The sequence below is a fragment of the Pedobacter sp. UBA5917 genome, assembly GCF_002432345.1.
Lineage (GTDB): Bacteria > Bacteroidota > Bacteroidia > Sphingobacteriales > Sphingobacteriaceae > Pedobacter.
On the sequence record NZ_DJDT01000261.1, the window covers coordinates 1 to 26,492 of the forward strand.

At 38.4% G+C, this 26,492-nt stretch carries 26 protein-coding genes; 17 read left to right on the forward strand and 9 right to left on the reverse strand.

Annotated features, from left to right (window positions below; translation table 11 throughout):
• Window positions 1–208 precede the first annotated feature (208 nt).
• From B2V92_RS17450 to bioB, 5 genes are all read left to right on the forward strand, one after another.
• Window positions 209–820, forward strand: a complete 612-nt coding sequence (locus B2V92_RS17450) for a WbqC family protein (RefSeq protein WP_293310506.1) — start codon at window positions 209–211, stop codon at window positions 818–820.
• Between the two features lie 4 nt (window positions 821–824).
• A complete protein-coding gene (gene corA / locus B2V92_RS17455; RefSeq protein ID WP_293310508.1) occupies window positions 825–1,946 on the forward strand; it encodes a magnesium/cobalt transporter CorA in 1,122 nt (373 codons plus the stop codon).
• Window positions 1,947–2,257: 311 nt separating this feature from the next.
• Entirely contained in the window at window positions 2,258–2,509 is a 252-nt protein-coding gene (locus tag B2V92_RS17460) for a type II toxin-antitoxin system ParD family antitoxin (protein WP_293310510.1), read from the forward strand.
• 82 nt (window positions 2,510–2,591) lie between these two features.
• Window positions 2,592–3,941 (forward strand): magnesium transporter, encoded by a 1,350-nt coding sequence (gene mgtE / locus B2V92_RS17465; RefSeq protein WP_293310512.1) that lies wholly within the window; start codon window positions 2,592–2,594, stop codon window positions 3,939–3,941.
• Between the two features lie 110 nt (window positions 3,942–4,051).
• Window positions 4,052–5,053, forward strand: a complete 1,002-nt coding sequence (bioB, locus tag B2V92_RS17470; protein WP_293310514.1) for a biotin synthase BioB — start codon at window positions 4,052–4,054, stop codon at window positions 5,051–5,053.
• Between the two features lie 238 nt (window positions 5,054–5,291).
• On the opposite strand, the gene B2V92_RS17475 is transcribed toward bioB, so the two are convergent.
• Together B2V92_RS17475 and B2V92_RS17480 are read right to left on the reverse strand one after the other, a co-directional pair.
• Window positions 5,292–5,702 carry an organic hydroperoxide resistance protein gene (locus B2V92_RS17475; RefSeq protein ID WP_293310516.1) on the reverse strand — a complete coding sequence of 137 codons (411 nt, stop codon included), beginning with the start codon at window positions 5,700–5,702 and terminating at the stop codon, window positions 5,292–5,294.
• Window positions 5,703–5,788: 86 nt separating this feature from the next.
• The gene (locus B2V92_RS17480) at window positions 5,789–6,991 is read right to left on the reverse strand and encodes a DUF763 domain-containing protein (protein ID WP_293310518.1); all 1,203 of its coding nucleotides are present in this window, start codon (window positions 6,989–6,991) and stop codon (window positions 5,789–5,791) included.
• Window positions 6,992–7,478: 487 nt separating this feature from the next.
• Between B2V92_RS17480 and B2V92_RS17485 the strand changes: the two genes are divergently transcribed.
• Window positions 7,479–8,582, forward strand: a complete 1,104-nt coding sequence (locus tag B2V92_RS17485) for a metallophosphoesterase (RefSeq protein ID WP_293310520.1) — start codon at window positions 7,479–7,481, stop codon at window positions 8,580–8,582.
• Here B2V92_RS17485 and B2V92_RS17490 read toward each other — a convergent pair.
• Entirely contained in the window at window positions 8,568–9,650 is a 1,083-nt protein-coding gene (locus B2V92_RS17490) for a sensor histidine kinase (RefSeq protein WP_293310522.1), read from the reverse strand. The genes B2V92_RS17485 and B2V92_RS17490 overlap by 15 nt on opposite strands.
• Window positions 9,651–9,793: 143 nt before the next feature.
• On the opposite strand from B2V92_RS17490, the gene B2V92_RS17495 reads away from it, so the two are divergent.
• Window positions 9,794–11,260: a glycoside hydrolase family 130 protein gene (locus B2V92_RS17495; RefSeq protein WP_293310524.1), complete on the forward strand. Its 1,467-nt coding sequence runs from the start codon at window positions 9,794–9,796 to the stop codon at window positions 11,258–11,260.
• A gap of 162 nt (window positions 11,261–11,422) precedes the next feature.
• Here the strand turns inward: B2V92_RS17495 and B2V92_RS17500 are convergent, their stop codons facing one another.
• Window positions 11,423–13,693 carry a glycosyltransferase family 4 protein gene (locus B2V92_RS17500; RefSeq protein WP_293310526.1) on the reverse strand — a complete coding sequence of 757 codons (2,271 nt, stop codon included), beginning with the start codon at window positions 13,691–13,693 and terminating at the stop codon, window positions 11,423–11,425.
• Window positions 13,694–13,819: 126 nt separating this feature from the next.
• Here B2V92_RS17500 and B2V92_RS17505 point away from each other — a divergent pair, with 126 nt between their 5' ends.
• From B2V92_RS17505 to B2V92_RS17515, 3 genes are all read left to right on the forward strand, one after another.
• Window positions 13,820–14,590, forward strand: coding sequence for a Ku protein (locus B2V92_RS17505; RefSeq protein WP_293310528.1), 771 nt, complete (start codon window positions 13,820–13,822; stop codon window positions 14,588–14,590).
• Between the two features lie 60 nt (window positions 14,591–14,650).
• Window positions 14,651–15,469 carry an AraC family transcriptional regulator gene (locus B2V92_RS17510; RefSeq protein WP_293310530.1) on the forward strand — a complete coding sequence of 273 codons (819 nt, stop codon included), beginning with the start codon at window positions 14,651–14,653 and terminating at the stop codon, window positions 15,467–15,469.
• A gap of 91 nt (window positions 15,470–15,560) precedes the next feature.
• Entirely contained in the window at window positions 15,561–16,667 is a 1,107-nt protein-coding gene (locus tag B2V92_RS17515; protein ID WP_293310532.1) for an agmatine deiminase family protein, read from the forward strand.
• 96 nt (window positions 16,668–16,763) lie between these two features.
• Here the strand turns inward: B2V92_RS17515 and B2V92_RS17520 are convergent, their stop codons facing one another.
• Window positions 16,764–17,882, reverse strand: coding sequence for an alpha/beta hydrolase (locus tag B2V92_RS17520; protein WP_293310534.1), 1,119 nt, complete (start codon window positions 17,880–17,882; stop codon window positions 16,764–16,766).
• Window positions 17,883–18,027: 145 nt separating this feature from the next.
• Here B2V92_RS17520 and B2V92_RS17525 point away from each other — a divergent pair, with 145 nt between their 5' ends.
• From B2V92_RS17525 to B2V92_RS17535, 3 genes are read left to right on the forward strand one after another with little or no spacing between them, the layout of a single operon-like run.
• On the forward strand, window positions 18,028–18,396 hold the full coding sequence (locus tag B2V92_RS17525; RefSeq protein WP_293310536.1) for an STAS/SEC14 domain-containing protein: 369 nt from the start codon (window positions 18,028–18,030) through the stop codon (window positions 18,394–18,396).
• Between the two features lie 8 nt (window positions 18,397–18,404).
• On the forward strand, window positions 18,405–18,560 hold the full coding sequence (locus B2V92_RS17530) for a hypothetical protein (protein WP_293310538.1): 156 nt from the start codon (window positions 18,405–18,407) through the stop codon (window positions 18,558–18,560).
• 22 nt (window positions 18,561–18,582) lie between these two features.
• Window positions 18,583–19,389 (forward strand): mechanosensitive ion channel family protein, encoded by an 807-nt coding sequence (locus B2V92_RS17535; RefSeq protein WP_293310540.1) that lies wholly within the window; start codon window positions 18,583–18,585, stop codon window positions 19,387–19,389.
• Between the two features lie 2 nt (window positions 19,390–19,391).
• On the opposite strand, the gene B2V92_RS17540 is transcribed toward B2V92_RS17535, so the two are convergent.
• A complete protein-coding gene (locus B2V92_RS17540) occupies window positions 19,392–19,760 on the reverse strand; it encodes a response regulator transcription factor (RefSeq protein ID WP_293310542.1) in 369 nt (122 codons plus the stop codon).
• A gap of 148 nt (window positions 19,761–19,908) precedes the next feature.
• On the opposite strand from B2V92_RS17540, the gene B2V92_RS17545 reads away from it, so the two are divergent.
• The 4 genes from B2V92_RS17545 to B2V92_RS17560 all read left to right on the forward strand — a co-directional run bounded on the left by B2V92_RS17545 (window position 19,909) and on the right by B2V92_RS17560 (window position 23,578).
• Window positions 19,909–22,122, forward strand: a complete 2,214-nt coding sequence (locus B2V92_RS17545; RefSeq protein WP_293310544.1) for an ATP-binding protein — start codon at window positions 19,909–19,911, stop codon at window positions 22,120–22,122.
• A 1-nt stretch (window position 22,123) separates the two neighbouring features.
• Window positions 22,124–22,543, forward strand: coding sequence for a response regulator (locus tag B2V92_RS17550; protein ID WP_293310546.1), 420 nt, complete (start codon window positions 22,124–22,126; stop codon window positions 22,541–22,543).
• Window positions 22,544–22,630: 87 nt separating this feature from the next.
• Window positions 22,631–23,212, forward strand: a complete 582-nt coding sequence (locus B2V92_RS17555) for a biliverdin-producing heme oxygenase (protein ID WP_293310548.1) — start codon at window positions 22,631–22,633, stop codon at window positions 23,210–23,212.
• A gap of 186 nt (window positions 23,213–23,398) precedes the next feature.
• A complete protein-coding gene (locus tag B2V92_RS17560) occupies window positions 23,399–23,578 on the forward strand; it encodes a hypothetical protein (RefSeq protein ID WP_010602585.1) in 180 nt (59 codons plus the stop codon).
• 404 nt (window positions 23,579–23,982) lie between these two features.
• Here B2V92_RS17560 and B2V92_RS17565 read toward each other — a convergent pair whose 3' ends face one another.
• Genes B2V92_RS17565 through B2V92_RS17575 form a run of 3 tightly spaced genes read right to left on the reverse strand, consistent with a single transcriptional unit; the run spans window position 23,983 to window position 26,478 of the window.
• The gene (locus B2V92_RS17565) at window positions 23,983–25,035 is read right to left on the reverse strand and encodes a hypothetical protein (RefSeq protein WP_293310558.1); all 1,053 of its coding nucleotides are present in this window, start codon (window positions 25,033–25,035) and stop codon (window positions 23,983–23,985) included.
• Window position 25,036: 1 nt separating this feature from the next.
• Window positions 25,037–25,348: a hypothetical protein gene (locus tag B2V92_RS17570; protein ID WP_293310560.1), complete on the reverse strand. Its 312-nt coding sequence runs from the start codon at window positions 25,346–25,348 to the stop codon at window positions 25,037–25,039.
• A gap of 35 nt (window positions 25,349–25,383) precedes the next feature.
• Window positions 25,384–26,478 (reverse strand): HmuY family protein, encoded by a 1,095-nt coding sequence (locus tag B2V92_RS17575; RefSeq protein ID WP_293310562.1) that lies wholly within the window; start codon window positions 26,476–26,478, stop codon window positions 25,384–25,386.
• Window positions 26,479–26,492 lie beyond the last annotated feature (14 nt).

The following is a 26,492-nucleotide window of genomic DNA, read 5'->3' on the forward strand; positions in this document are numbered from 1 at the left end:
CGGGGAAAGAGTGGGTTAAATTGTCCCTGACAACTTTTTTTCGATAGCCTATAATGTAATAAAGCAGATAATATAGTAATCTTGCAAAAAAAAACAGCAAAGGCAGGGGGAGTAGCGACAGCAGGTATAAAAAAAATACGCCGACGTGCGCAATCCCTCTTTTAATCATTATTTTTAAAACGTTTCAGTTACAAACATAAATTTTCAAATGCAGAATACAGCTATACTTCCATTATTTTATCTTCCACCCGTAGGTTATTTTAGTTTATTACAAAAGCTAGGGGAAGATTTTTTAATTGAAAAACATGAACATTTAGCCAAGCAAACTTACCGTAACAGGGCCAGTATCTATTCGCCAAATGGCAAACTGGATTTAACCGTGCCCGTGGTTAAAGGTGCTAAAACACATACGAAAATGAAGGATGTACGGATCAGTTACGATTTTAACTGGCAGCGTTTGCATTGGCTAAGTTTAGAAACCTGCTATAGGAGTTCGGCTTATTTCGAATTTTATGAAGATGAACTATCACGCTTTTATCAGAACAGATTTGAATTTTTATTCGACTATAACCTCGAGCTGCTGGAATGGCTGAACAAAAAGTTAAAACTGAACAAAATCTTTAACCTAACATCCGAATATCTGGATAATTTGGCTCCAGAGCTGGATTTCCGGTCGATGATGAACCCTAAAAAACAGGAAGATATTGTAAATAACAAGCCATATTATCAGGTTTTTGAAGATAAACATCAATTTTTGCCCAACTTAAGTATTGTTGATCTGTTATTTAACCAGGGACCACAGGCCCGGCTATATTTGTAACACAATGGGAAAAAGCAAACCACGTCATCGCCATAAACACTATAAAGTACCCGAACCTGGTACCAGTCCGGGCTTATATGCCATTGATGAAGAGGCTTTAAAGCCGATTATCACACTTCATACCTACGATGAAAAAACCTATAAAAGTGTAAAGCTGGATAATATCAATAATATTGACAAGCTGATTGAAAATAAATCATTTTATTACTGGTTTGATATTAAAGGATTGGCAGATCCGAATATATTCGAAACGCTTTATTCGAAACTGGACATCAGCAGGTTGGTGCTCGAGGACATAACCAGTTCGTACCAGCGGCCAAAATTAGACGAATATGATAATGATAAGTACATTTTTTCGGTAAGCAGGCACCTGTATCTGGGCGAAGATGAAACGCTTTGCAACGATCAGATTTCATTTATTTTATCGGAACGTACTTTGATTACCTTTCAGGAAACCTATGCTGATTGTTTCGATCCGGTAAGGAAACGTTTGGAAGTAGGAAAGGGTAACATCCGCATTGGGGGCAGCAGTTATTTAATGTATGCCATTATGGATGTGATCGTTGATAATTATTTCACCCTTTTAAATTTCTGGGGCGAAGAACTGGATGCGATAGAAGACCGCTTGTACGATCACCCGGATAAGCGGATCATGTACGATACCCAGGCCATTAAAAGATCGTTGATCATGATCAGGAAAGTGGCATGGCCGGAAAGGGACAAACTGAATGATATTATCCGCACGGATAGCCCTTTGATCTCTGATCTTACCAAAACCTATATGAAAGATGCTTACGATCACTGCATCCAGATTATTGATTTTATCGAATCGTTAAAGGAGATTGCTTCTGCCAATATCGACATGAATTTATCGATCATCAGTAACCGGATGAACGAAATTATGAAGGTTTTGACCATTATTTCATCAATTTTTATCCCTTTAACCTTTATTGCAGGTATTTATGGGATGAATTTTAGCAGGGAAGACCCCGCAACTGGCAAAATATTGAAAGATAATATGCCCGAGCTGTATGCAGCCCACGGTTATTTATATACCTGGATAGTGATGGGCGTGATTGCTATTGTGCAGGTAATTTATTTTTGGCGCAAGGGTTGGTTTAAGTGACGTTTTGCTATCTGCAGATATCGATTTGCTTTTGATACATCTCTAGTAGCCGTCACCCTGAATTTATTTCAGGGTCTACGGAGCAAAAAAGATGCTGACCACGAAGTAGCTATTAGACCTTTAAAACTATAAAAACGACTAATAAAACAAGTTCAGCATAACGACTGAGTTAGTTTAATTTTCGAATCAGTATTTAATTGAGTGAATATGATTAAACTCATCGTATTTTTTTTGTTGAGGGCTGGTGCAAATAAAACTTTAATTTAAAATGTACCAATTTTTGGTAACTTTAATTATTTAGTTTAAATAGCATGGGAAGAAATACATCTATCGCTTTGGGAGATTACTTTGAAAATTTTGTTGAGCAAAAAATTGCTCAAGGAAGGTTTAAAAATGTAAGTGAAGTTATTCGTGCAGGCTTAAGACTGTTGGAGGATGAGGAGAATAAACTCCAGATTTTAAAAGAAGCTCTTCAGCTTGGAATTGATAGTGGATTTGTAGAAGATTTTAATCCAAAAAAACACCTTGAAATGTTGAATACAAAAAATAAAGTTATTGTTTAACAATACAAGAAAGATAATACAGGATTTTAATAAATCAATTTTTAATATTAGTAGCTTTAGGGCGTTTTTGGTTAGGTTATAGATGCAGTCATTCGAAATAGATAAAAGCGACGTACTCAAGGTTAAAAATGCAATTTTAGCCGGTGATGAAACTTTAAAAATAGTTTTAGAGGAGTATCATGCCTCAGAAATCGCGATCCTGTTCGAACGTTTGGATAAATCCGAACAACGGCATATTATCAACCTGCTCCCGGCAGAAGTAGCTTCCGAGATTATTTCGGAAATGGATGAAGAATCCCATCCCGAAGATTTACTTTTTGAGCTCCATCCCGATAAACGTACCGAAATTGTTGAGGAACTGGATTATGATGATGCTACGGATATCATCTCCCAGCTGGAAGACCATGAGCAGAAGGAAATTTTAGAAGACCTTACCGAAGATCATGCCTCCGAGATCCGTAACCTTTTAACCTACGACGAAAAAACCGCGGGTGGTTTGATGAATACAGAGTTGATCTGTGTGAACATCAACCTGACGAAAAAGGACGCGATTGACGAAATTATCCGCCAAAGTGAAGAAATGGAAGAATTTTATACCATTTACGTGGTAGATGATGAGGAAATTTTTAAAGGCATTGTTTCGTTAAAAGACATTATCAAGGCAAAACATAATGCAAAAATAACCGAACTGGTTAAAGAGGATGCCGTTTACGTTCATCCTGATACCGATCAGGAGGAGGTAGCCAACCTCATTTCCCAATATAACTTAACCAGTATCCCGGTAATTGATGAACATCAGAAATTATTGGGAAGGGTAACCTTCGACGATGTGATCGACGTAATGGAGGCCGAAAGTACCGAAGATATTTTGAAAATATCGGGTGTATCAGAAGATGAGGAATTAAGTGGTAACTGGGTAGAAGCGGTAAAATCGCGTTTGCCCTGGCTCATTATCAACCTCGGAACGGCCTTTTTAGCTTCATCTGTGGTGCGTTATTTTGATCCGACCATAAAACTGATTCCATCTTTAGCGGCTTATATGACGATTATTGCCGGAATGGGAGGAAATGCTGCTACACAGGCCCTTGCGGTAACGGTTAGGCGTATTTCGCTTTACGATTTAACAGATAAGCAGGCTTACCGAACGGTTTTAAAAGAGTTTACTGTAGGCTTGATCAATGGTGCATCCAATGGATTAATCGTATTTATTTTTGCCTTCTTTTTTGATGGAAACCCGATGCTCGGTTTAGTTATCTTCCTGGCTATGACGGGTAATCTGGTTATTGCAGGCATTACAGGCGCAGGTATTCCGCTTATTTTAAAAAGGGTTGGTATCGATCCTGCCATTGCATCATCTATAATTATTACTACTTTTACCGACGTTTTTGGTTTCCTATTAATTTTAGGTTTGGCCAGTAAACTTTTACTATAATCAGGATTTGCCCGATTTTAGGATTGCAGGATTGATGCCTGTAAACCAAATCCGGATCCTGTTAATTAACTAAGACTACATAATAATTAAATCTGTAAAATCTGATCCACATGCAAACGACAAGACACGATTGGACAAAAGAAGAAATATACGAAATTTATAACAGGCCATTTTTAGACCTGGTTTACGAAGCCGCAAGCATCCACAGAGAAAATAAAGATTATAACGAAGTTCAGGTAAGTTCATTAATCTCCATTAAAACCGGCGGTTGCAAAGAAGATTGTTCTTACTGTCCACAGGCTGCACGTTACCACACCGATGTAGAAGTACAACCGATGATGCAGGTGAGCCAGGTGGTTAGTGCTGCGGTAAAAGCTAAAGAGGGTGGTGCATCGCGTTTGTGCATGGGTGCTGCATGGCGCGAAGTACGCGATAACCGCGATTTCGACCGTGTAATTGATATGGTTAAAGCGGTAAACGATATGGACATGGAGGTTTGCTGTACCCTGGGTATGCTTACCGAACATCAGGCACAACGTTTGGCTGATGCCGGTTTATATGCTTACAATCACAATATTGATACATCAGAAGATGATTATAAACGGATTATTTCTACCAGAACATACGACGACCGTTTAAATACGATCAAAAACGTGCGTAAAGCAAAATTAACCGTTTGTAGCGGTGGTATCATCGGTTTAGGTGAAACAGTTGAAGACCGTGTTGCGATGTTACAGACGCTATCAAACATGGAAACGCATCCAGAATCGGTTCCGGTTAATGCATTGGTTCCGGTAAAGGGAACGCCGCTTGAAAATCAACCACGTGTTCCGATCTGGGATATGGTGAGGATGATTGCTACAGCACGTATTGTAATGCCAAACTCGGTTGTACGTTTATCGGCAGGTAGAAACGAAATGAGTACGCTTGAGCAGGCTTTCTGCTTTATGGCAGGCGCAAGTTCTATTTTTGCAGGTGATAAATTATTAACTACGCCAAATCCTGCTTTTGTGGATGATATGGCAATGTTTGAACTTTTAGGCTTAAAAACCCGCGATGCCTTTAAAAATGGCCGACCAGCTAATACAAGAATAGCCGAAGAAGCTATTTAACCCATATTTTCGTAATGTCGGCTGTTTCTAACTGACATTAATTATGTTGTCGGATATTACCATCCAACAAATTAAAAAGTCCCGATTAGAATTTAATCGGGACTTTTTTTGCTCTTGCGTCAGCTGGAAACAACTGACGCAACATAGGAAAATCAATATGTATCTCAAGATAGATCTCTCCCTGCCCGAAGCAGGCGGGCATTCCACTACGTTGCAGTCGAGATGACGATGCTTTTTATTAAACCGCCGTTACCCTTACCTCGATATTTCCTTTTACAGCTTTTGAGTATGGGCAGGCCCTATGCGCTTTATCTGCCAATGCCTGTGCTTCTTCGTGCGAAATACCAGGGATATGTACATCAAGGTCGGCTGAAAGTACAAATGAATTTCCATCTTTATTAAACGAAACCAATACTTTAACATTTGCTTCACTCACATCAACGCCATCACGTTCGGCTATAGAACCCAATGCACCTAAATAACATGGCCCCCAGGCTGCCGCAAATAATTCTTCCGGATTTGTTGCACCACCTTGTCCGCCCAGTTCTTTTGGTTTTCTTAAGTCGAAATCTAAAATTCCATCGCCAGATTTAATGTGTCCGTCTCTTCCTCCGGTTGCTGTAACTTCAGCCGTATATAGCTTTTCCATAATAATTTTGTTAATTGATTTAGTTTAACAAATTATGCTAGGCTTTGTTTTTAGCGGTGCAAATGCGTCCTCAGGCAACCAGGTATTTAAAACAGTTTCAATTGCGCATGCCCAGGCGGTTTTTCTTTTCCAAAAACAGTTCTGCCACCATATTTCCAGCTATCTGCCCGTTCTTTTGCAATCACTTTTTCAAAATCCATATTGGGTACAAAATCGTTTTCTGCATTGCGGGCAATCTGATGCAATGATTTTATGGTCTGCTGCTTATCCGAATTTCCTATTTTTGCCTTTTCTACCGCACTCCTTAAAATTTTTATGGTTTCGTCGAATACATTTACTGGAACAGGGAAGGGGTGTCCGTCTTTACCTCCGTTGGCAAAAGAATAACGTGCCGGATCGTTAAAACGCGATGGTGTACCATAAATTACCTCACTTACCAAAGCCATCGATTGTAATGTGCGTGGACCCATACCTTCGAGCAATAACAATTCTTCAAAATCGCCTGGTTTCTTTTCCTGTGCCAGCCATAAAATACTACCCAAGCGTTTTAGATCTATATCCTTCGATCTTACATCATGATGATTGGGCAATACCAGTTTTTGTATTTCACCGAGCATTCTATTTGGAGATTCGGTGGTGATGTCCATCATGCTTTGCCGGGTTTTATCCGCATCATTGGAGGTAAGGTTTAAAATCTTGCCCTGATTAATTCCGCAGATACCCGTATGTGGTTCCTCTATAAAAGATTTTAGGTTCTCCGAATGCCAATGGTATCTTCTGGCAGTAGAACTGCTATCGCTCATCCCTTGCTGTACCACCGTCCAATCGCCTTCATTGCTCAAAATAAAACTATGGAGATACAATTGAAAACCATCCTGTATAGCGGTATTATCAACCTTTGCACTCAATTTGCTTGCCCGCACCAGTTCGGTGCCATTTAAACCCGTTTTATCAGCGATTCTTAAAAGCTCGTTTGGCGTTTCCCTGCTGTATTTACCTTTTCCTCCACAGATATAGATGCCCAGTTCTTTTGAAAGTGGATTAATAGATTTCTTTAAAGCACCGATTACAGAAGTGGTAATGCCCGATGAATGCCAGTCCATACCCATTACCGCACCTAAACTCTGGAACCAGAAAGGGCTGCTTAAACGGCGTATCACTTCGGCTTTACCATACTCTAAAATAATGGCTTCAGTTATCGCAAGGCCAAGCGCAGCCATACGTTTAGCCAGCCATGGTGGTACATGGCCATAATGTAGGGGTAAATCTGCGCTTCCTGATCTTTTCAATGCTAACAAATTTAGTAAAATTATTTGATGGAATAAAATTTTAGTATGGGTTCACATAGGTTGAACTTCGTCATTTTGCGAACCAATCAACCAATAGCAAATGACCAATGAGCTTTTTTTAGCCACGGATGCACAGATTTACACGGAGAAATACATAGTATTCTGTCATCCTGAACGCAGTGAAGGATCCTTTATTTTCTAGGGTATATTGGAAAACATAGAATTTTAAAATAAACACATGTAGCGGTTATGGCTTATATGAATCTCATATGTCTTATATGGTCAACAAGGATGGATTTTTTGAATATTGGAACCAAATGCAAATCTCTTGAGGTTTACTTATACAGAAAATCTTAATTCATAATAGATTTCTCGGCTCCGTCGCACTTCGCTCGAAATGGCGATCTTTAGTAGTTGGGAAAAAAAACGATTAACCATATTTTTTGTTATCTTAAAATCGATATCACAAGCGAAAACACATTTTTACATGCGCAAATTCTTACAACGTTTACTCAGTGCCTGGATTATCCGTATGTCGAATAAGTATAATTCCAGACCGGATCGTAAACGTATTCATGATGCATTAAGTAAACTGTATAAAACCATTAATAACGAACCGGGCAAACGGGGCCTGATTTTCGAAATTACTGCTGCCGATAAATTTATCATCCTATCTGATCAGCATAAAGGTGCACGTGATTATGCCGACGATTTTTCTTTAGCCGAAAAGAATTATCTGAAAGCACTCGAACACTATAATCAACACGATTTTCATTATATCAATTTAGGAGATAGCGAAGAGCTTTGGGAGAATTTGATGGAATCGGTTATCAAACACAATAAAAATACTTTTGAGGCAGAAAAGGCCTTTATCCTTAAAAACCGGTTTACTAAAATATTCGGCAACCACGACCTTTATTGGGATAATGATCCTTTAGCTGCTTTTAACCTGAACAGGATTTATGGAAAGAAAATACCTATTTATGAGGGCGCAATCCTTCGCATGCCAACAGGGGCTGGCAAACTGGATATCTTTCTCACACACGGGCATCAGGGCGATTTACAGAGTGATGGAAACTGGTTTAGCAAATGGTTTGTAAGTACAATTTGGGGCCCTTTACAGGCTTATCTTCAGATTAATCCCAACACACCAGCTTACGATAACCAGCTTAAAAGTGCACATAATACTATGATGTACAGTTGGGTAGCGGAGCAACATAACATAGCTTTGATCACCGGTCATACACATCAACCGGTTTTTGCTTCGTTAACACATCTGGAAAGGATTTATGTAAAACTGAAGCAGGCTAAAAAAGCTAAAAATGAGGCAGATGTATCTTTATTGAACGAAGAACTGCATAAGCGGATTAAAGAAGAAGATAAACCGCCACGGCTCGGTAAATATAAACCCTGGTACTTTAACAGCGGATGTTGCTGTTTCAGTGATGGCGATATTACCGGAATCGAGATTGAAAATGGTTTTATCCGTTTAATCAAATGGTCGTACCATAGAACCGCTTTGCCTGAAAGGGTATTGCTTGAAGAAATGAGATTGAGTGATTTATCTGATCTAAGCCTATTTAATGGGTAGCGAAACAAAAAATGTAGTCCCTAAATCTTTACCATCACTTTCGGCCCATAATTTTCCTTTATGGATATCAACCAGCGCATTTGCCGTAATCAATCCTAAACCATAATTATTCTCATGATCGGTTGCTGTAGTACTTAAACGCGGAAATTTCAGAAAGATTTTATCCAGATCGGCTTCCGTTAAACCTACGCCATGATCTTTCATTAAAATCGTGATTTCATTTTCGGCCGTTTGATGCGATATCGTAATTTCTTTTCCTATAGGTGAAAACTTGATTGCATTATCCATCAGTTCCTTAAAAAGCATAATCAGTTTATCCCGGTCTCCAAAAATTTCTGCAGGATGTTCTATATCAATAATAACCTGTTGTTTTTTGTTTTCGATATTCAATGCCAGGTTATTTTTTGCAACTTCAATCAGATTTTTCAGGTCTACTTTTTCCTTTTTGGGCTTAAAAGAGTGTACTTCCTTTCTGGCATTACTCAATAGCCCATTTAGATTATCGATCATCCTTTTCGACTGCGTATTAATCCTGTTGGCAATAGTAGTGGCTTTTTCATCAACACCTGGTATCCGTCCCAAAAGTTCCGATTGGAGCAGAATGGTAGTCATTGGGTTTTTAAGGTCGTGGATCAGTACGTGCAACCGGTCATCGTAAGCCCTGAATGTTCTCCGGATCGCGATGCGGGATTCTAATTTTTCAACCACCATATCAGCCAGTAATTTCAGCATATTATGCTGTTTACCACTCGTTTCTTTGACCTGATGATCAGCAACGTAAATCTGTCCTACGGTATAACCATCGGGCGATACAATTGGCGCTGTAACAAAAAAAGCAGATTCAGGTTCTAAAACCAATGGCAACCCAATCTGAGATTTTACAAAAGCTTTCTCCCCAGCCTGAAAATAAATACCTGCATTGGGAACATCGAAACCCGCTGCGGCCAGTTGCGAAATCTGATCGAAGGCACGCTCTGCCGGTGTATCGAGGATATCGTAATAAGCTAATTTGGCCAATCGTAAGGCCTCGTAAGTATCGTGGTTATTGTCAGCTTGATCGATCTGCATCTGTATTTAATTATAATGGCTTAAAGGTAAAGATTATGGTGGATACTGTAAATAATATAAACAATTATGGCTTAAAAACCGTTATTATGATTTGCAGGAAATTTGCGGATTTGCGTTAAACAACTACCAAAACAGCTTAAACGATGAGATTATACATAGAGCGTAAACCGGTTAAGGTTAATCCGGATACAAAAAGAGTGATTGCCCGTTTTTTTTTCAACGGAGAGGAGCGTGCATTAGAAGTAATCAGGAAAGTTTTGGAGTTTTCGGATGAAAAGGTATTTGCATTGATATCGCCCATTTTACAGGAATATTCTAAAAGACACCGCAACATTACCAAAATATTAATGCGCCACTGTAAAAAATTAAAGAAACAGTTTCTTGCGCTCGGCACCGAATTTGAGGATATAGATGAGTATACCAGATTGCTGATCGGCGCTTATTTTACACATGAGTATTCGATTGAATCTGCCGCTTTTTTTAACCCGAGTATTGTAGACGATCCAGATCAGACCGATCTGGTAGAGGGCGAGAAACGTGTCATCATCAGTTTCAGGGCTGTAGGCGAGGGACACATTTCATCCATTGTTTTCCGTCGCGCCTTGATTGATAAAAACAACAATATACAGGTTTTACCGGTTGGCAATTATGTTGATGAAGCGGAAGTGGTAAAAAATGCCATTTATGTAAAAAAACTGTTCCTTAAAAAGGCTGCTTATGCACAGATCGATCCTTCGGTACTGGAAGAAATAGAATCGAAACTGGATGATAAATTTGAATATACCAGTTTGAGCAATATCATTAAAGATTCGAAAAGCCTCCATAAAGAAAATCCGGCCCGACTGATCGAATATGATAAGGTGCTCTGGCTATCGGATACTTACCACACCATTAGTTTTTCAAAAGATACCGACATTTCTGACCGGGTGATTTTCCCGATTTCCGAATTTGAACGTAAGGGAATTGAAGACGCCCGTTTTGTGAAATTTGTGAAAGATGACGGTAAAATATTGTATTATGCCACTTATACTGCATTTGATGGCTCTCTGATTATCCCCAAACTGGTGCAAACAGAAGATTTTTATGAGTTTAAGGTAATCCCGCTTTATGGCGATGGTGCGCAGAATAAGAATTTGGCATTGTTTCCACGGAAAATAAAGGGCAAATATGTAATGATGAGCAGGATAGATGGCTGGAACAATTACCTGATGTTTTCGGATAAGGTAAATGTTTGGGAAAACCCGATCCTCTTAAAACAGCCACGCTATGATTGGGAACTGGTGCAGATCGGCAATTGTGGTTCTCCGATTGAAACGGATAAAGGCTGGATTGTAATTACACATGGTGTTGGCCCAATGCGCAGGTATTGCATCGGCGTAAGTTTATTGGATCTGGAAGATCCGAGTAAAGAAATTGGCCATTTAAAAGAACCGTTAATTATCCCGAATAACGACGAACGCGAAGGTTATGTGCCTAATGTAGTGTATTCGTGCGGATCGATTATCAGCAATGGCGAATTGATAATCCCTTATGGATTATCGGATTATAGTTCTTCCTTCGCTACCGTAAATTTGGAGCTGTTGTTGAGTAAGTTATTGGAAAATAACTAATGCTCAAACCTCGCAGGTTTTAAAAAACCGCGAGGTTTTCGTCCTCCTCTAGTCTTAGCGTCTCGCTAAGAATTAGAAAAATTTTATTTGTAAAGTGTATATTTAGGTCGTAGCGAGACGCTACGACCAGAAGTAGTTCCGAAGACCTGCGAGGTCTGAAAATTAGTTATATTTATCTACCTCTACTAAGGGGGAAGATAGGGTTTCGTATTCAGCTTCTGCAGCTTTAAGAATAGCCAGGTGCGAGATGAAATAAGCCAACGTACTTTCAGCACCCTGATTTCTGTTTACGCTGTTAAACTGCAAACCATCTGCACAGCCATGCGTTTCAAAATCGTACAACGGAATGTGCAGGCTGTTTTTACCCAAAAACCATTGGTAACTGATGTGCATTAAATTAAGGTACTGATCATCTTTGGTGACTTCAAAAGCTTTAGCATATAATAAAACCATGGCCATTGTTTCTAAAGCCTGTTGATCGTAGATTGGGTTTTTGCCGTGTTTTTTCATCCAACCTGCATTCCCAACCGGATTAAGGTAACCGTTTTCGAATGAAAAACTGTTTAAAAATGCAATGCTTTCCATCGCAATTTTATACGATGTGGCATTTCCCGTCACCTCATAGTGATGAAGCAAAGCCAAGGGGAGAATTGCGTTATCGTAAGTAAGGATATCTTCAAACCAATGCCAATCGCCATCTTTGTTTCCTTTATAGGAATCTATCAGTGAGCCGGCAAGATTGTTGATTTCTTTAATTATCTGTTCATCACCAGGATGTGCACATAAATAATGCGCCAAACCAATAATGGTATTCGCCTTGCCTCTGATGTATTTTAATGCTGAGAAATGCGGAATAGAATGCGAAAATAGCTCCCTGCCAAACTCCCTGTACGAATTATTTGGCCCACTGGAAATTAGATAACCCAGCGACCATATCGTACGGCCGAACGAATCTTCAGAACCTACTTCATCCAAATAATTCCGGTTGAAACTCAAAAAATTCCTGAAGTTTCCATTTTCGGTTTGCATGTACTGGATAAAACTCAGGTAAACGGGCATAAATTTTAGCGCTTTTGGATTTTCCCCCTGTTCTGTAGCCATTAAAGCCATAATCAAAGCCCTGGCATTATCATCAATACAATAACCTTCCTTTAAGTTAGGGATGCCGAACCTGGCATGTTGTATAATCCCCGTATCATCCGTTAATAAAGAAATATGGTTGAGATTAAGAACAGGCATGGCTTCCACATCAATGATAGGAGGAGTAACCCTTTCTGCTTTTTTACCTGCTGTAATGGCCTCATTCAGCACATTAAGGTAAACGGTGCCAATAGCTGGCCAACGGAGATTTAAGCCATATTCGTAAGCATTCTGTCTCAGTTTTTGATATTTGACCTTATCGCTTAAAAGTTCGTTTACAATGCCAGCCAATTGTGAATCATTTTTAAAATCAAACAATTTTCCCCTGTTATCGGCCAACAGTTCCTGCGCATGCCAGTAAGGAGTAGAAACCACTGCTGCACCTGCGCCAACGGCATAGGATAAAGTACCGCTGGTAATCTGCGCTTCATTTAAATACGGCGTAATATATACCGTACATGCCGTTAAATATTGGTGCAGTTCTTCTTCCGAAACAAATTTATTAACGAAAGCAATGTTGTTTTCTACGCCTAAATCTTTTGCCAGTGCCTTTAAACTGTCGCGGTATTCTTCACCGTTGTGTTTTACAACGCCCGGATGGGTATTGCCCAAAATCACATATAAAACATCGGGGTTTTCGGCTACAATGGCAGGTAAGGCTTTAATTACGGTTTCCAATCCTTTATTACGGCTAATCAGTCCAAAAGTAAACAGCACTTTACGGTTTTTAAAAAGCTCGCTCTTTGCAATTTCGTTATTTGGAATTGGCTCTAAATCAGGTACACCATGCGCTATCAATTTGATAGATGCCTTTGGGATCTGATAAATGCTGGTTAAAAACATGACTGCTTTTTTGCTCATCACCACAATTTTAGAAGATTTGATTGCGATCTCCTTGATAATGGTCTGCTGCATAAAACTTGGCTCCTTTAAAACCGTATGCAAAATGGTAATGAAAGGTTTTTTTAGCCTGTTAATTAACGACAACAGGAAAACACCGCTGTTACCGCCATAAATGCCAAATTCGTGTTCGATAATACAGCTGTCTACGTCGCTGTTATTGATAAAATCTGCTGCTTCAATATAATCCTGCTGGCTTTGCTGGCGGATTACAAATTTCACTTCTTTAGGGTAATTGTGCTCTTTCACATCATCCGATTCGTTTAACGCAACAACAAAACTGCTTTCGGGATTATAATCGGGATTTAAACTTAATGCATTAACCAGGTTTTGGTTAAAAGTAGCCAGACCACATTCGCGTGGAGGATAGGTAGAAATATAGGCTATTTTCATAATTTCAAATAAGGTTGATACTTGAATAACATTGTATATCCTAAATAGTTTCCACTTTGCTCCATTTGATAGGGATAAAGCCAAAACAATCTTTTTAAGCGCTTGTTAGTATGTAAATATTTAACGATGAGATCAATTTGGAAAGGTTCGATCGGCTTCGGTTTGGTAAACATTCCGGTTAAGCTGTTCTCGGGGGTACAGAACAGTAACCTCGATTTAGATATGCTTGATGAACGCGATCATGCTAAAATTAAGTTTTTGAGGGTAAATGAAAACACCCACAAAGAAGTGCCTTACGAGAAGATTGTTAAAGGCTATTTTCTGAAAGATAAATACATTGTTTTGGATAAACACGATTTTGAAGAAGCAGCACCCGAAAAAACAAAAATTATCGAGCTCGAGAATTTTGTCGACCTTAAAGAGATCAACCCGATTTATTACGAAACCTCTTATTATACGGAGCCCGAAAAACAGGGTAAAAAAGCATATGGTTTATTGCTGAAGGCTTTGGAGAAATCCGGAAAAGCAGGTATAGCACGTTTTGTACTAAGAAATACCGAAAATCTATGTGTAATCCATCCGATGGAGCACGTTATTGTTATTACTAAAATCAGGTTCGAGCAGGAAATCAGGAGTTTATCTGAGATAAACAAGGCAGACGATATCACTATTACCAAAAAAGAAATGGATGTGGGTTTGGCGCTGATTAAACAATACAGTTCGAAATTTGATCTGAGTGCATTTAAGGATGATTATAGTAACGAACTATTAAAAATAATCCGTGCAAAAGCCAAAGGTAAACGGGCTACGGTTAAAAAAATGAAACCTCAAAAAGCATCTAGCGATGATCTTTACGACCAGTTGATGCAGAGCTTGGGATCGAAGAAAGGGGCATAATTTATTTTTTGGTTGTTTTTTGTTAAATTGTTTCGTTGGAATAATAAAAACAATCAATTCGTGAATCTGTACTGCATTTATAATGTATTAAACCTTATTGAAAATAATTACGATAGGAACATTTCAATAAAAGAACTGGAAGAGGTTTCAAATTATTCTTACCGGAATATTCAGCGCATTTTTAAATATAGCTGTGGCGAAACAATCGGAGCTTACCAGCAAAGGCTTAAAGTAGAGAATGCGTACAAGCTTATTCTTTATACCAAAGATACCCTCACGGCGATAGCACTTCAGGTTGGTTTTTCAAATCTTGCATCATTTTCAAAAGCATTTAAACTGTATTTTGGCGCCTCGCCTAAAGAGGCCAGATTAAACAAAGAACTATTATTTGTGAAAACAAACCTGGTTCCAGTGGTATCTGAGGAAAGGTTGAAACCCGAAATGATATACATTAAGCCATTAAAAGTTTATTACGAAAGCACCTCCACACCATATTTAAATGCTGATATCGAATACTTATGGGAAGGTTTCACAAAACATATATTTCCAGATTATGATTGCGATTATTTTGGGGTAATTGCCGATGAACCATTAATAAAGGAAGAATTAAGCTGCAGATACGATGCATGTGCTTCTCAACCTGCCAAAATGGTAAAACTTCCTTCAAAAACGATATTCGGCGGTAAGTATGCCCAGTTTATGCATAAGGGCAATTATGCAACTATAGATGAAACCTATAGAAAAATATACGCCGGATGGATTTTGGATAGCGGGCTCGAATTTGCGCATACACCCATTATCGAAAAATATATAAAGCACATTGATAATACAGATCAAGAAGACGGGCAGTTAACAGCCATACTTTTGCCAATTAAGTAAAATTGTCAATTCAGGACAACATTCAAAATGTTTGGCAAGTTAGTTTTGCTGCATAAAAAAATGATCTGAAATGATATTAACTATTAAAAAAATGGGAATTATACTGATGTTATTACCTGCTGTTCTATTGTCGTGCAAAGGCGAGTTAGATGATGTTTCGTTACCTTTAGATACCAATGTTGTTTATACTATGCCTGATGAATCTGCCAGGCATGAAGGTACATGGCTGCAATGGCCCCATCAATATCAATATGGTGTAACTTACCGAAACAGGCTTGACGCTACCTGGGTAGCGATGACAAAAGAATTGGCCATGAGCGAAAGGGTACATTTAATCGCCTATGATGAGACAGAAAAGGGCCGTATTATCTCCTTACTCAAATCTGCCGATGTTCCGCTCAACAATATTGATTTTAAAATTTACCCTACAGATGATGTTTGGATAAGGGATAGCGGCCCCATCTATGTAAAGGATAAAAATGGTCAGCTTTTTATCCAAGATTGGGGCTTTAACGGTTGGGGTAAAAAAGCAGATTTTGAAAAATGTAATGTTATACCTTCAAAAATTGCTGCAGAGCAGCATATCCAGAAAATCGCACTCGATGCCATAATGATAAATGAAGGAGGAAGTGTTGAAGTAGATGGAAAAGGTGTTTTAATGGCCTGCAAAAGTTCAATTTTAAATAAAAACAGAAATCCGGGCATGACCCAGCAGCAGGCAGAAGCGATCTTTACCAAATATCTGGGCATTACTAAATTTATCTGGCTCGAAGGTAAAGCTGGTTTGGAGATTACAGATATGCATATAGATGGTTTCGCAAGATTTGCAAATCCGTCAACAATTATAACTATGAGCGAAGAAGATCTGGATTATTGGCAGGTTCCGCGAAACGATGTTAATACCTTATATGCAGCTACAACAAAAAACAATAGTGCTTATCAGTTTATAAAAGTGCCGCTTACAAAAAAAGATGTGATTACAACTTATGGTAAAAACCTGGGCAAAGCTTCTTACATCAATTATTATATTGCCAATAACAGGGTTTTGGTTCCCAATTACAATGATCCTAACGATGCTGTTGCAAATGCCATTATTCAAAAAATATACCCTGATAAAAAGATTGTAGGGATCGATTGCCGTAATTTATTCGCAAACGGAGGCATGGTTCATTGTGTAACCCAGCAACAACCATTGTAGATGAATTTGGTGTGAGTTTTTGACACGATGTTAAACGCTTATCGCCAAACGCCAAACAAAATAAACTGGAGCGGTTTCCGCTCCAGTTTATTCGCACTACCTAAACGCCGCTTTTAGCTGATCGGCTGCGTAAGCCTGTGCTGCTTTCGCTTCTGGTACCACAATGGCCATTCCGAAGAATTCGTGTGTTACCCCTTCATAATTTTTGCTGTCTACTTTTACGCTGGCAGCTTTTAATTTATCGGCAAGCATTACGCCATCATCGTGTAAGGGATCAATTTCTGCCGTAATAATGGTTGTTGGTGGCAAACCTTTTAAATTGGCATTAACCAACGATATTTTTGGGTTCTGGGCTTCAATCATGGTATTCAGGTATTTTTCCGTAAACCAGCCCATCATCGCTTTATTTAAAGGTTTTGCTTTTTCGTAAGCTTTATACGATTCGGTATCCATGTTTGTCTGTGCTATCGGGTAAACCAAAACCTGGTGCACCGGAACCATAATGTGTTTATCCCTGGCCATAATCGATACGTTGGCCGCTAAATTACCACCTGCACTTTCGCCAACTACAGCAATTTTAGCAGGATCGGCTTTTAAGTCAACAGCATTTTTTATGGCCCATTCGTATGCTGCAAAAGCATCATTGTGCGCGGTTGGGAATTTATTTTCGGGCGCCAAACGGTAAGCTACCGAAACCACAATGGCGCCAACCTGTTCGGCCAGGGCCTGTGCCGATGCGTTATAAACATCAAGATTGGCAATTACAAAACCACCGCCATGGTAATAAACAATTAAAGGATAAGGCCCACTGCCTTCTTTAGGAGTATAAACACGCAAGTGGATTTTTGCCCCGTTAACATCAATATCTTTACCCATCGTATCAACTTTTGGCGTTGGTATGCTTATATTATTCAGTTTCACCAGATCCATCACCGCATCGGTTGGTGTATGGTTTTTACGGGCATCGGTAGCGCTTAGGGTTTCAATGGGTTTGTCGCCATAGCTAGCCAGTTTTTCTATTACCGTTTGCATTTCAGGTTTAATCGTCTTTCCCCATTCAGGCGCCGGGCCGGCAGGTTTCAATCCTGCTGCCGCGGTCGAGTCGATTATGGTCGAATCTGTTGTACTTGTTGTTTTTGTGCCACTCGTACAGGCTGAGAGCAAAACGGTTACACCACATATCAATGTGCCAAGTTTTAATAAATTGGTTTTCATAGGTTTATTTTTATGTTTATTGAATACGTTTCTATAACAGTATCAATCAGATAAGAGTTTTAATTGGTTCACAACTTTTCAGAATTTACCAAAAGAAGCAAACATCTTGAGGAATTAACGTGTTCTACTATAAAATAGAAGAGATATGTTAACAGAAATAACCGGACTGCCAGATCATATTTTTGGCGTAAGGGCAACTGGAGAAGTAACCAGTGATGATGTAAAAGATGTACTATTAACCGGCCTGAAACGGACCGCGCAAAGGTTTAAAGAAATCAGGTACCTGCTCGTACTCGAAACAGATGTGAAGAATTTTACGGCTGGCGCCTGGATTCAGGATATTAAGGCCGGTTTACAGAATTTTACCAAATGGAAAAAAATTGCTGTGGTTAGTGCCGAAAAAAGTGTTGAATGGTTTACCGACGTTTTCACTGTTGCAACGCCTGGGAAATCGAAAGGTTTTAAGCCTGAACAACTTGAAGAAGCCAAAGCCTGGTTAAATACCGAAGATTAATTGAATTTATGATGAAAAACTCAAAAACCCCCGAAGAAAGTAGCAAGGCTACAGCTTCGAAAAACTCGAAAGCCAAAGGTGCAGACGACAAAGTAACCTCGGCAAAAGATGCCAAAAAAGTAAGTGTAACCAAAGATGCTCCCGTTAAACATAAGAAACCCTAATTTTTAAGAAAATTCCCATTTTATGAAGCCAGATGCCATTAATATCGATCGTTTTTATGATAAAGCTTACAATTGGATCATTGATAAAGGGCCATCCTTGATTTTAGGTGTAGCCATTCTTATCCTTGGTTTGTGGCTCATCAAACTATTGGGTAAATGGATACAGGGCGGTATGCACCGCAAAGATGTAAATCCATCATTAAGGCCATTCCTAACCAGTTTATTGCTGATTACCTTACGTATTTTGCTGGTACTAACCGTAATGCAGATTATAGGCATCCAGCTTACCTTTTTAACGGTATTAATTGGTGGTATTGGTGTTGCTGCGGGTTTGGCACTATCGGGTACTTTGCAGAATTTTGCCAGTGGCGTATTGATTTTACTGTTAAAACCTTTTGTGGTGGGCGATAATATCATTGCACAAAGTCAGGAAGGGACCGTAACCTCTATACAGATTTTTTATACCATTGTTAAAACCTTTGATAACAGAACAGTCGTAATTCCGAACAGTAAATTGTCCAACGAAGTGATAATCAACATCAGTAGGGAAGGAAGCCGGAGGTTGGATATCGAAATGAAATTCAATTATGGCATTGACTACGATCAGGTGGTGGCAATTTTTAATAAAACCGTTGATGGATTTAAAGATTGCCTTAAAACGCCCGAAAGAAGGATAGGTGTTTCATCCCTCGAAGACAGCGGATTTAAAATCAGTTTGAATTTATGGGTTAATGCACATGGTTTTACTGATACCAAACTTTCATTTTTGGAAATCCTGATGAAAAACCTAAAACAAGGGGGAATAAAATTACCGGGAATGGCCGATTGATTTTATTTTTTTAAGAGCGCATAGATTTTATCCATCAGCTCATCGATGTTAAAAGGTTTCGCCATAAAATCATCTGCAAGGATATCATCAATGGCATAATTGCTCGCATTATATCGGGCAGAAATCATTAAAACAGGAATATGCTGTGTAGTTGGCGTATCTTTAAGTTCTTTTAATAAAACCCTGCCATCCGCATCAGGAAGCATGATATCCATGATAATTACATCCGGTTTAAGCTGGTGAACATGATCTATAAAATCAGATCCTTTATTTAGTCCATCAACATTAAAAGCTTCGCTTTCTAAAATAAGGGTAATAACATCTAGGATTGCATGGTTATCTTCGATAACCAAAATGTTTTTCTTTGCCAAGCTCAGGGATTGATTATTAATTTGAAACAAATATATAATAAAAAACAAATCCAAAAATCTAATTTGTCAAATTAAGAAGATTCTTAAAAATAAGGCTTAATATTTGTTAATCCATTAAATCTGATATTTTTGCAATTCAAGATATAATATGACTCAATTTTCTGTAGACCTAACCAATTGTGATAGAGAACCCATTCACATACCGGGCAAAATTCAATCACATGGTTTTCTTATAGCTGTTGATAAGAACAACCTCTCCATTACCTATCTCAGCGAAAATACAGGAGATTTTTTACAGGAGCAGGCTAAAAATTTATTGGAAAAACCGCTTTCCATCCTAAACAACTTTATCAAACAACAGGATCCCGAATTTAATATTGAAGACCTGTTAAAACTGGGTATTATCCGTAAAAGTTTCGATGCCGTTAGTCCGCATCCCCTCGAAATTAACGGCAATCCCTTTTACCTGATCATTTCATCATCCAATAATGATTGGTTGCTCGAATTTGAGCCGGTTACCCTGCAATATGATATCCAGAGTTCGATAGGCCGTTCGGCTTCATCTATGCTTCAGGGTAAAAGCATTTCTGCATTATTGAGCGGAGCTGCACTCGAAGTTAAAAAACTGATCGATTACGACAGGATCATGATCTATAAATTTTTGGACGACGGCCATGGCGAGGTGGTAGCGGAGGAAAAAGAAGAAAATCTTGAACCTTTTTTTGGTCTGCATTATCCCGCATCGGATATCCCGAAACAGGCAAGGGAACTTTATAAACTGAATTTAACCAGGTTAATTGCAGATGTAAATACCAGCGATTCGCCAATTGTTACCTTTAAAGAAGACCAACCGCTTGATTTAACCAATGGTGGATTACGTGCTGTATCGCCCATCCACATCCAATACCTGAAAAATATGGGTGTGCATTCGAGTTTTAGTATTTCACTGATTTCGCATGGCGAATTATGGGGGCTGATTGCCTGCCACAACTATAGTCCAAAGTTTATTGATTATAAAGCCAGGGAAGGTTCCAAATTAATCGGACAGATTCTTTCATCGGCCCTAGAATACAGGCAGGACGAAGAAGATGCAGAAGTTATTGCGAAATTTAAGGATACAGCCCGTGTACTTACCGAACATTTAGGTCGTGATAAGTACCTGGTTGAAGCGATAACCACGCATAAAACAAGTATTTTAGATGTAACCAAAGCATCGGGTGTTGCCATTATTTTTGAGAACGAACTCAAAACACTGGGCAGTGTTCCAACCGATGATGAAATATGGGAGCTTACCAATTGGTTAAGGGATACCAGTGACGAATCGATTTATTATACCCACCGTTTGCCCGAAATCCACTTGCCAGCAAAAAAATACAAGGCTATTGCATCGGGGATATTGGCCTGTACCTTAAATAAGGAACTGGGTGAAATGATCATCTGGTTTAAGCCCGAAATGATTAGCAATGTAAACTGGGCAGGAAATCCTGAAAAACCCGCAACACCATCCGAAAATGGTTTATTGAGCCTTTCTCCAAGAAAATCTTTCGAAATTTGGTCGCAGGTGGTAAACAATACTTCCGAAAAATGGTTTGCCGAAGAAATTTCTTCAGTTTTAAGGATCCGTGAGATCATTATTACCGATATCAATAAAAAAGCCAACGAAATCAGGCAGCTGAATGAGAAATTGCAGGCCGCTTACGAAGAACTCGATACTTTTAGTTATACCATCTCGCACGATTTAAGAACACCTTTAACCTCTATTAAAACCTATACTGAGCTACTGCTGAAAAACAAAAGTATTGATGAGGGCGGTAGAAAAATGTTGGACAGGATTTTGAACGGGGCCGATAAAATGAATTTCCTCATCAAAGAAATTCTTAACCTTGCCCGCGTTGGCCGTTCGGATATTGTTTTTGAAACGGTAGAAATGGATTCTTTACTAAAGGAAATTAAAAATGAAATTTGGACGGCTTTTAAAGCAGACAATTCCGAACTGATTTTAGGGCAATTGCCCAATTTGAAAGGTGATAAAACCATGATTACCCAGGTTTTTACCAACCTGATCGGGAATGCAGTAAAATACTCCCTGATGGCTGAAAAACCCAAAATAGAAGTTTCAGCGTATATAGATGGGGGAGAAATTGTTTATGCTATAAAGGATAACGGTATAGGAATTGATAACCGGTATTACGACAGGGTGTTTGAACTGTTCAAACGCATGGATAATGTGAAGGATATTGAGGGGACGGGAGTAGGATTGGCTATTGTAAAAAGGGTTGTAGAAAAACACGACGGAAGGGTTTGGTTCGAGAGTAAGTTAAACGTGGGCTCTACCTTTTATGTAGCTTTTAAAAACAGATAAAATGAAAACGCCAGATATATTTTACGTGGAAGACGATATGGACTATGCATTTTTTATGCAAAGTGCCGTACAGGAAGTAAAAGACACACTAAATTTGACCATTGTTGAAGATGGGGCAGAAGCCTTACAGAAATTGCAGGATTTTGCCGATACTAAAACAAAACCTAAATTAATTCTGCTTGATTTAAACCTGCCAGGTTTATCAGGATTGGATCTGCTGAAGTTTATCAGGGATATTCCTTATCTGAAAACTATTCCTGTAATTTTATTTTCCACCTCTGATAATCCAGATGATGTGAAGGCATCTATAGAGTTTGGGGCTAATGCTTACCTAACGAAGCCCGATGGATATGAAAACCTGGTAAAATGTGTACATTCCGTACACGACTTTTGGTTTAACCAACATTTAAGGCTAAATTAGAATTTATAAAACATTTATAGAAAGATTCGGGTATTACATCCGGATCTTTTCTTTTTAAGATCAAATTAAAAAATAAATAATCCCGATATGATTGCCAATTTATTGAGAACAGAAACTGCCGAAAACCATAAAGCACTCGAAAACCTGATGTTTGTAAACGAAATTATGAACAATTCGTTAAGCATCGATCAATACAAAAAACTATTAACCGTTAATTATATCATCCACCAGAAATCAGAAAATAAACTGGCCAATATGCTCGATGCCGATATTGCTGCCGAGCTCGAAATGAACAGCAGGTTAAAACTTTCGGCATTGGAAAAAGATTTAAACTACTGGGGAATTGATAGTTTGACTTTGCCCGGTCTGGATTTTGAATTGTTCATTCCACAAAAAAATACAGCCGAGGTTTTGGGTGCTTTATATGTATTGGAAGGTGCAACATTGGGTGGAAACGTGATTAAACGGCATATTCTGGCCAACCCGAATTTTAAAGAACACGAAGGTGGCTTAAATTATTATGGTGTTTACGGCGAAGATCTAAGTACAAAATGGAAAAAGTTTGTTTCGGTGTTAAATGAGCGCGTTACCGAGGCTGATTACGAACGCTGCATAAACAGCGCAAACCAAACCTTCAATAACCTGATCAGGCTGTCGAAGCAACTCTGATAAGTAAGAACATTTTATCTTTGAATTGTAAAAAATGGGGCTGCAATAAGTGCCAGGGCATTTTTTTGATTGTGAAAATGTGCAAAACTTATTGCAAATAAATATTTGCTTTCTGTTGTTAATTCAAGGTAAATATGTATTATTGAAAAAAATAAATTTTTTAAACCTTAAAAACATCAATTAGCGATGGAAAAATTCTCAAAAGTTAAAGCTGCTGTTGCTGCTATTGAAGCAGATGTAGAAAAATTTTATAATGCTGGCAATGCAGCTGCTGGTACTCGTGTGCGTAAAGCAATGCAAGATCTTAAAGTTTTAGCACAAGAAATCCGTGCAGAAGTAACTGACAAGAAAAACTCTGGAAAATAATATTTCGCGAGTAGAAACAAAAAGGGTTCTGGTATGCCAGGGCCCTTTTTGCGTTTATAGCAAATGTAATGAGACCTCATAGGTTTATTGGCAATATGCTTATAACCTATGAGGTCTTTAAAAGGGAAGTACCATGGCGAGACCTCGGAGGCCTTCCTAAACGTCACCCTGAATTTATTTCAGGGTCTTTTTGGCTATAAAGCGATCGTCATCTCGACCGGAGCATAGCGAAGAGATCTATCTTCGCCAGACTTACGGAGTCTACCTGGTTTCAGGCCCATCAAACCTCGTAGGTTTGCTGCGTACAAAAGCCCCTAAAAAGATAAAGCTCCCCATCGCGGAGAGCTCTTATCCAACTAACAAAACATATTTTTTAAGTTACTATCATTGAGATTCAGGTAGAATTATTTCCAAGTAGGTATTACCAATAAATTGTTTCCATTATTGCCAGAAATATAAATAGAACCAATATCTTCAAAATATGGAACGAAAATCTCATAATCTTTATTAACAGGTATGTAATATGGATCTACTGAACCAAAAAGCAATACAGAGAATCTAATATTCGGATCTTGGTGATCAAGGATTATTTTTATATTATTTCCTTTTAGATGTCCGTTATTGTCAAATATTTCCGTTTTTGTCACTGTGAAAGCATTTTGACCTGCTACCGGAGTAGGGGGAACAATAATTTCGTTACTGTAATTTTTTAATCCTGAAGCTATAATAGTTATAACTCTTCTATATGTGCCGCCATCAGAAATTAAGCCATTTATTAATGTACCATCTACCTCTTCTCCTGAAATTATAAATCCGTTTGACTCAACAGTTTCAAAAATTCCATTAGCATTTTTTCTTTGATAAGAAATAGAATAATATGCTTGTGGACTAATTATTGGCGTTGTACCGGCAATGCCTAAATGATTTACCTCATTGTTATAAAGACTAATAAGATTATTTGTAATAGTATAATTAACTGGTGGCGGCACTACATATATTCCATATCGCGTTGTAGAATAGCTTATTCGATTAATATTTTGATTATCTAAAAATTCAAATTTAACCACCAGCTTACCATTTTGCTTATTAGGTGGCAATGAGGCATCAATATCTTCTAATGTAGCTTGGTCTTTCTTGTAATCTGAAGATGTAACATTTACTGTTTTAAGTAGTATAGAAGAAGGGTCATCTGGAATGTTAGAATCTGCACTTTGGTTCTCAGTATAATATAAGGAAATCTTACAATTGCCCGAAACATACCCCCCGGAGGAAGATACACCCCTGGTAGTAATAATTACGAATTTAAATGGAGTGGCAACCGAGGTGTTTGGTACTTTAAGCGTAGTACTGTTTTGTAAGTAGTTCTGTCCAATTTGAAACGTTTGTAAAGTTACTTGTGCATTTGATGTCAAAGCTAACACTATGAAAGCTAAAAAAATAAAGAGCTGTTTTTTCATATTATTTTTCATAAGTAGCTATGTATTCATTAGATCTGTCATGCTCCAATCGTGCATCAGCTAAACTTTTGTGAAACCATCCGTAAACCACAAATTCTTCCTTTTTTTCATCAAATACGATTTGATCATTTGGTGCACCCGTAGAAATAGAGAGGTATTTAAGAAGTTTTGTGAATTCAGCCTCAGATATTTTTGTTGTCTGAGAGACAGGTTCAATTTTGGTTTCATCCTTTTTGCACCCTGCAAAAGCCATGCTGATTAATAAAACAGCAGCCCCAATTTTTAACTTGGGTAATTTTAATTTAGATTTCATAGATAGATTATTTATTATTTAACTTATTTTCATTTTTATCCTTTTTTAACCAATTTATATTCGATAACCGGTTTACCACGTGTACCGCCATCGTTAGAGATAAAGCTGTTAAATTTAAGCTTGTATATATTACCTGATGCATCTTTAACCAGAAAGAAAGTATCTGCCTTAACGCCTATTGGAGTAGTAACACCATTAGTTGTAACAGGCTGTGTAAGTCTCCAATTAGAACCGATTACGTCCCGTGCAGAAGAAAATGTTATACCTGATAAATCAGCTTCGGCAAAGGCCGCGTAAGATTTTGTATTGGTAGAAACTACAGCTGCGGTAACACCGGCAAGTTTGTTAATGAATACTAAATCAGAAAAATTATATGGAACAAGATCGCTACCAAAGGTTGTCTGATAAACAGAATATGTCCATACCAGATCCCAGTTTGCTTTTTCTGGTTCCACGCTTACAACAGCACCGTTATTAAGTGATACAAATTTGAAATTAAAGTTTCCGTCTTTTGGAATGTCAACAGTCGTAAAATTGGTTGTTTCTTTTACTTTTCCGTATTGTAAAGTATAACCTCCAGAAGAATTTCTGGTTACTTTAAGTTTGATCCATGATTTTGACGCAATACCACCACCTGTACCGCGGTTTAAAATAATTATTTTATTATCTGAAGCCGTAGCTGAAACAGCAGGAATTACCGTGTTAGAAAGATTACCATCAATTGCATCAAAGAAAGCAAAGTGTGCAGGTAGTGGATTTGCCTGACTTACAGCAAGAGTTAAACCTAAGGTATCAGCTTCACCCACGGTTGAAAGACTTGCATTTGCTGTAGTAATTACTTTTGCGCCAGCGCTTGTTGCATTGTTTAAAACGACTCTAAAATCGGCTCCGCTATAGAAGCCCAAATCCCACGATGCTCTTGCTACAGCTGTTTGTTTATCTTTACTAAAATCAACATATACACTGTTTCCTGCTGCACTTCCAGTTTCCGCACCGATTAAACCATTAAGTGTTAAAGTGCTACCGTCTGATGGTGGAACAACCACAATAGGTTCATCCGAATCTTTTTTACAGGCTGTAAAACTTACCGCTACAAGGGCAATAGCGATGATTGAGTTAAATTTGTTCATGTTTATTGTAATTA

What these genes read in the sequence shown, in the direction of transcription:
- B2V92_RS17450 (WP_293310506.1), top strand. Translation starts at nt 209, where the DNA reads ATGCAGAATACAGCTATACTTCCATTATTTTATCTTCCACCCGTAGGT.
- corA (WP_293310508.1), top strand. Translation starts at nt 825, where the DNA reads ATGGGAAAAAGCAAACCACGTCATCGCCATAAACACTATAAAGTACCC.
- B2V92_RS17460 (WP_293310510.1), top strand. Translation starts at nt 2,258, where the DNA reads ATGGGAAGAAATACATCTATCGCTTTGGGAGATTACTTTGAAAATTTT.
- mgtE (WP_293310512.1), top strand. Translation starts at nt 2,592, where the DNA reads ATGCAGTCATTCGAAATAGATAAAAGCGACGTACTCAAGGTTAAAAAT.
- bioB (WP_293310514.1), top strand. Translation starts at nt 4,052, where the DNA reads ATGCAAACGACAAGACACGATTGGACAAAAGAAGAAATATACGAAATT.
- B2V92_RS17475 (WP_293310516.1), bottom strand. Translation starts at nt 5,702, where the DNA reads ATGGAAAAGCTATATACGGCTGAAGTTACAGCAACCGGAGGAAGAGAC.
- B2V92_RS17485 (WP_293310520.1), top strand. Translation starts at nt 7,479, where the DNA reads ATGCGCAAATTCTTACAACGTTTACTCAGTGCCTGGATTATCCGTATG.
- B2V92_RS17490 (WP_293310522.1), bottom strand. Translation starts at nt 9,650, where the DNA reads ATGCAGATCGATCAAGCTGACAATAACCACGATACTTACGAGGCCTTA.
- B2V92_RS17495 (WP_293310524.1), top strand. Translation starts at nt 9,794, where the DNA reads ATGAGATTATACATAGAGCGTAAACCGGTTAAGGTTAATCCGGATACA.
- B2V92_RS17500 (WP_293310526.1), bottom strand. Translation starts at nt 13,693, where the DNA reads ATGAAAATAGCCTATATTTCTACCTATCCTCCACGCGAATGTGGTCTG.
- B2V92_RS17505 (WP_293310528.1), top strand. Translation starts at nt 13,820, where the DNA reads ATGAGATCAATTTGGAAAGGTTCGATCGGCTTCGGTTTGGTAAACATT.
- B2V92_RS17515 (WP_293310532.1), top strand. Translation starts at nt 15,561, where the DNA reads ATGGGAATTATACTGATGTTATTACCTGCTGTTCTATTGTCGTGCAAA.
- B2V92_RS17520 (WP_293310534.1), bottom strand. Translation starts at nt 17,882, where the DNA reads ATGAAAACCAATTTATTAAAACTTGGCACATTGATATGTGGTGTAACC.
- B2V92_RS17525 (WP_293310536.1), top strand. Translation starts at nt 18,028, where the DNA reads ATGTTAACAGAAATAACCGGACTGCCAGATCATATTTTTGGCGTAAGG.
- B2V92_RS17530 (WP_293310538.1), top strand. Translation starts at nt 18,405, where the DNA reads ATGATGAAAAACTCAAAAACCCCCGAAGAAAGTAGCAAGGCTACAGCT.
- B2V92_RS17535 (WP_293310540.1), top strand. Translation starts at nt 18,583, where the DNA reads ATGAAGCCAGATGCCATTAATATCGATCGTTTTTATGATAAAGCTTAC.
- B2V92_RS17545 (WP_293310544.1), top strand. Translation starts at nt 19,909, where the DNA reads ATGACTCAATTTTCTGTAGACCTAACCAATTGTGATAGAGAACCCATT.
- B2V92_RS17550 (WP_293310546.1), top strand. Translation starts at nt 22,124, where the DNA reads ATGAAAACGCCAGATATATTTTACGTGGAAGACGATATGGACTATGCA.
- B2V92_RS17555 (WP_293310548.1), top strand. Translation starts at nt 22,631, where the DNA reads ATGATTGCCAATTTATTGAGAACAGAAACTGCCGAAAACCATAAAGCA.
- B2V92_RS17560 (WP_010602585.1), top strand. Translation starts at nt 23,399, where the DNA reads ATGGAAAAATTCTCAAAAGTTAAAGCTGCTGTTGCTGCTATTGAAGCA.
- B2V92_RS17565 (WP_293310558.1), bottom strand. Translation starts at nt 25,035, where the DNA reads ATGAAAAAACAGCTCTTTATTTTTTTAGCTTTCATAGTGTTAGCTTTG.
- B2V92_RS17570 (WP_293310560.1), bottom strand. Translation starts at nt 25,348, where the DNA reads ATGAAATCTAAATTAAAATTACCCAAGTTAAAAATTGGGGCTGCTGTT.
- B2V92_RS17575 (WP_293310562.1), bottom strand. Translation starts at nt 26,478, where the DNA reads ATGAACAAATTTAACTCAATCATCGCTATTGCCCTTGTAGCGGTAAGT.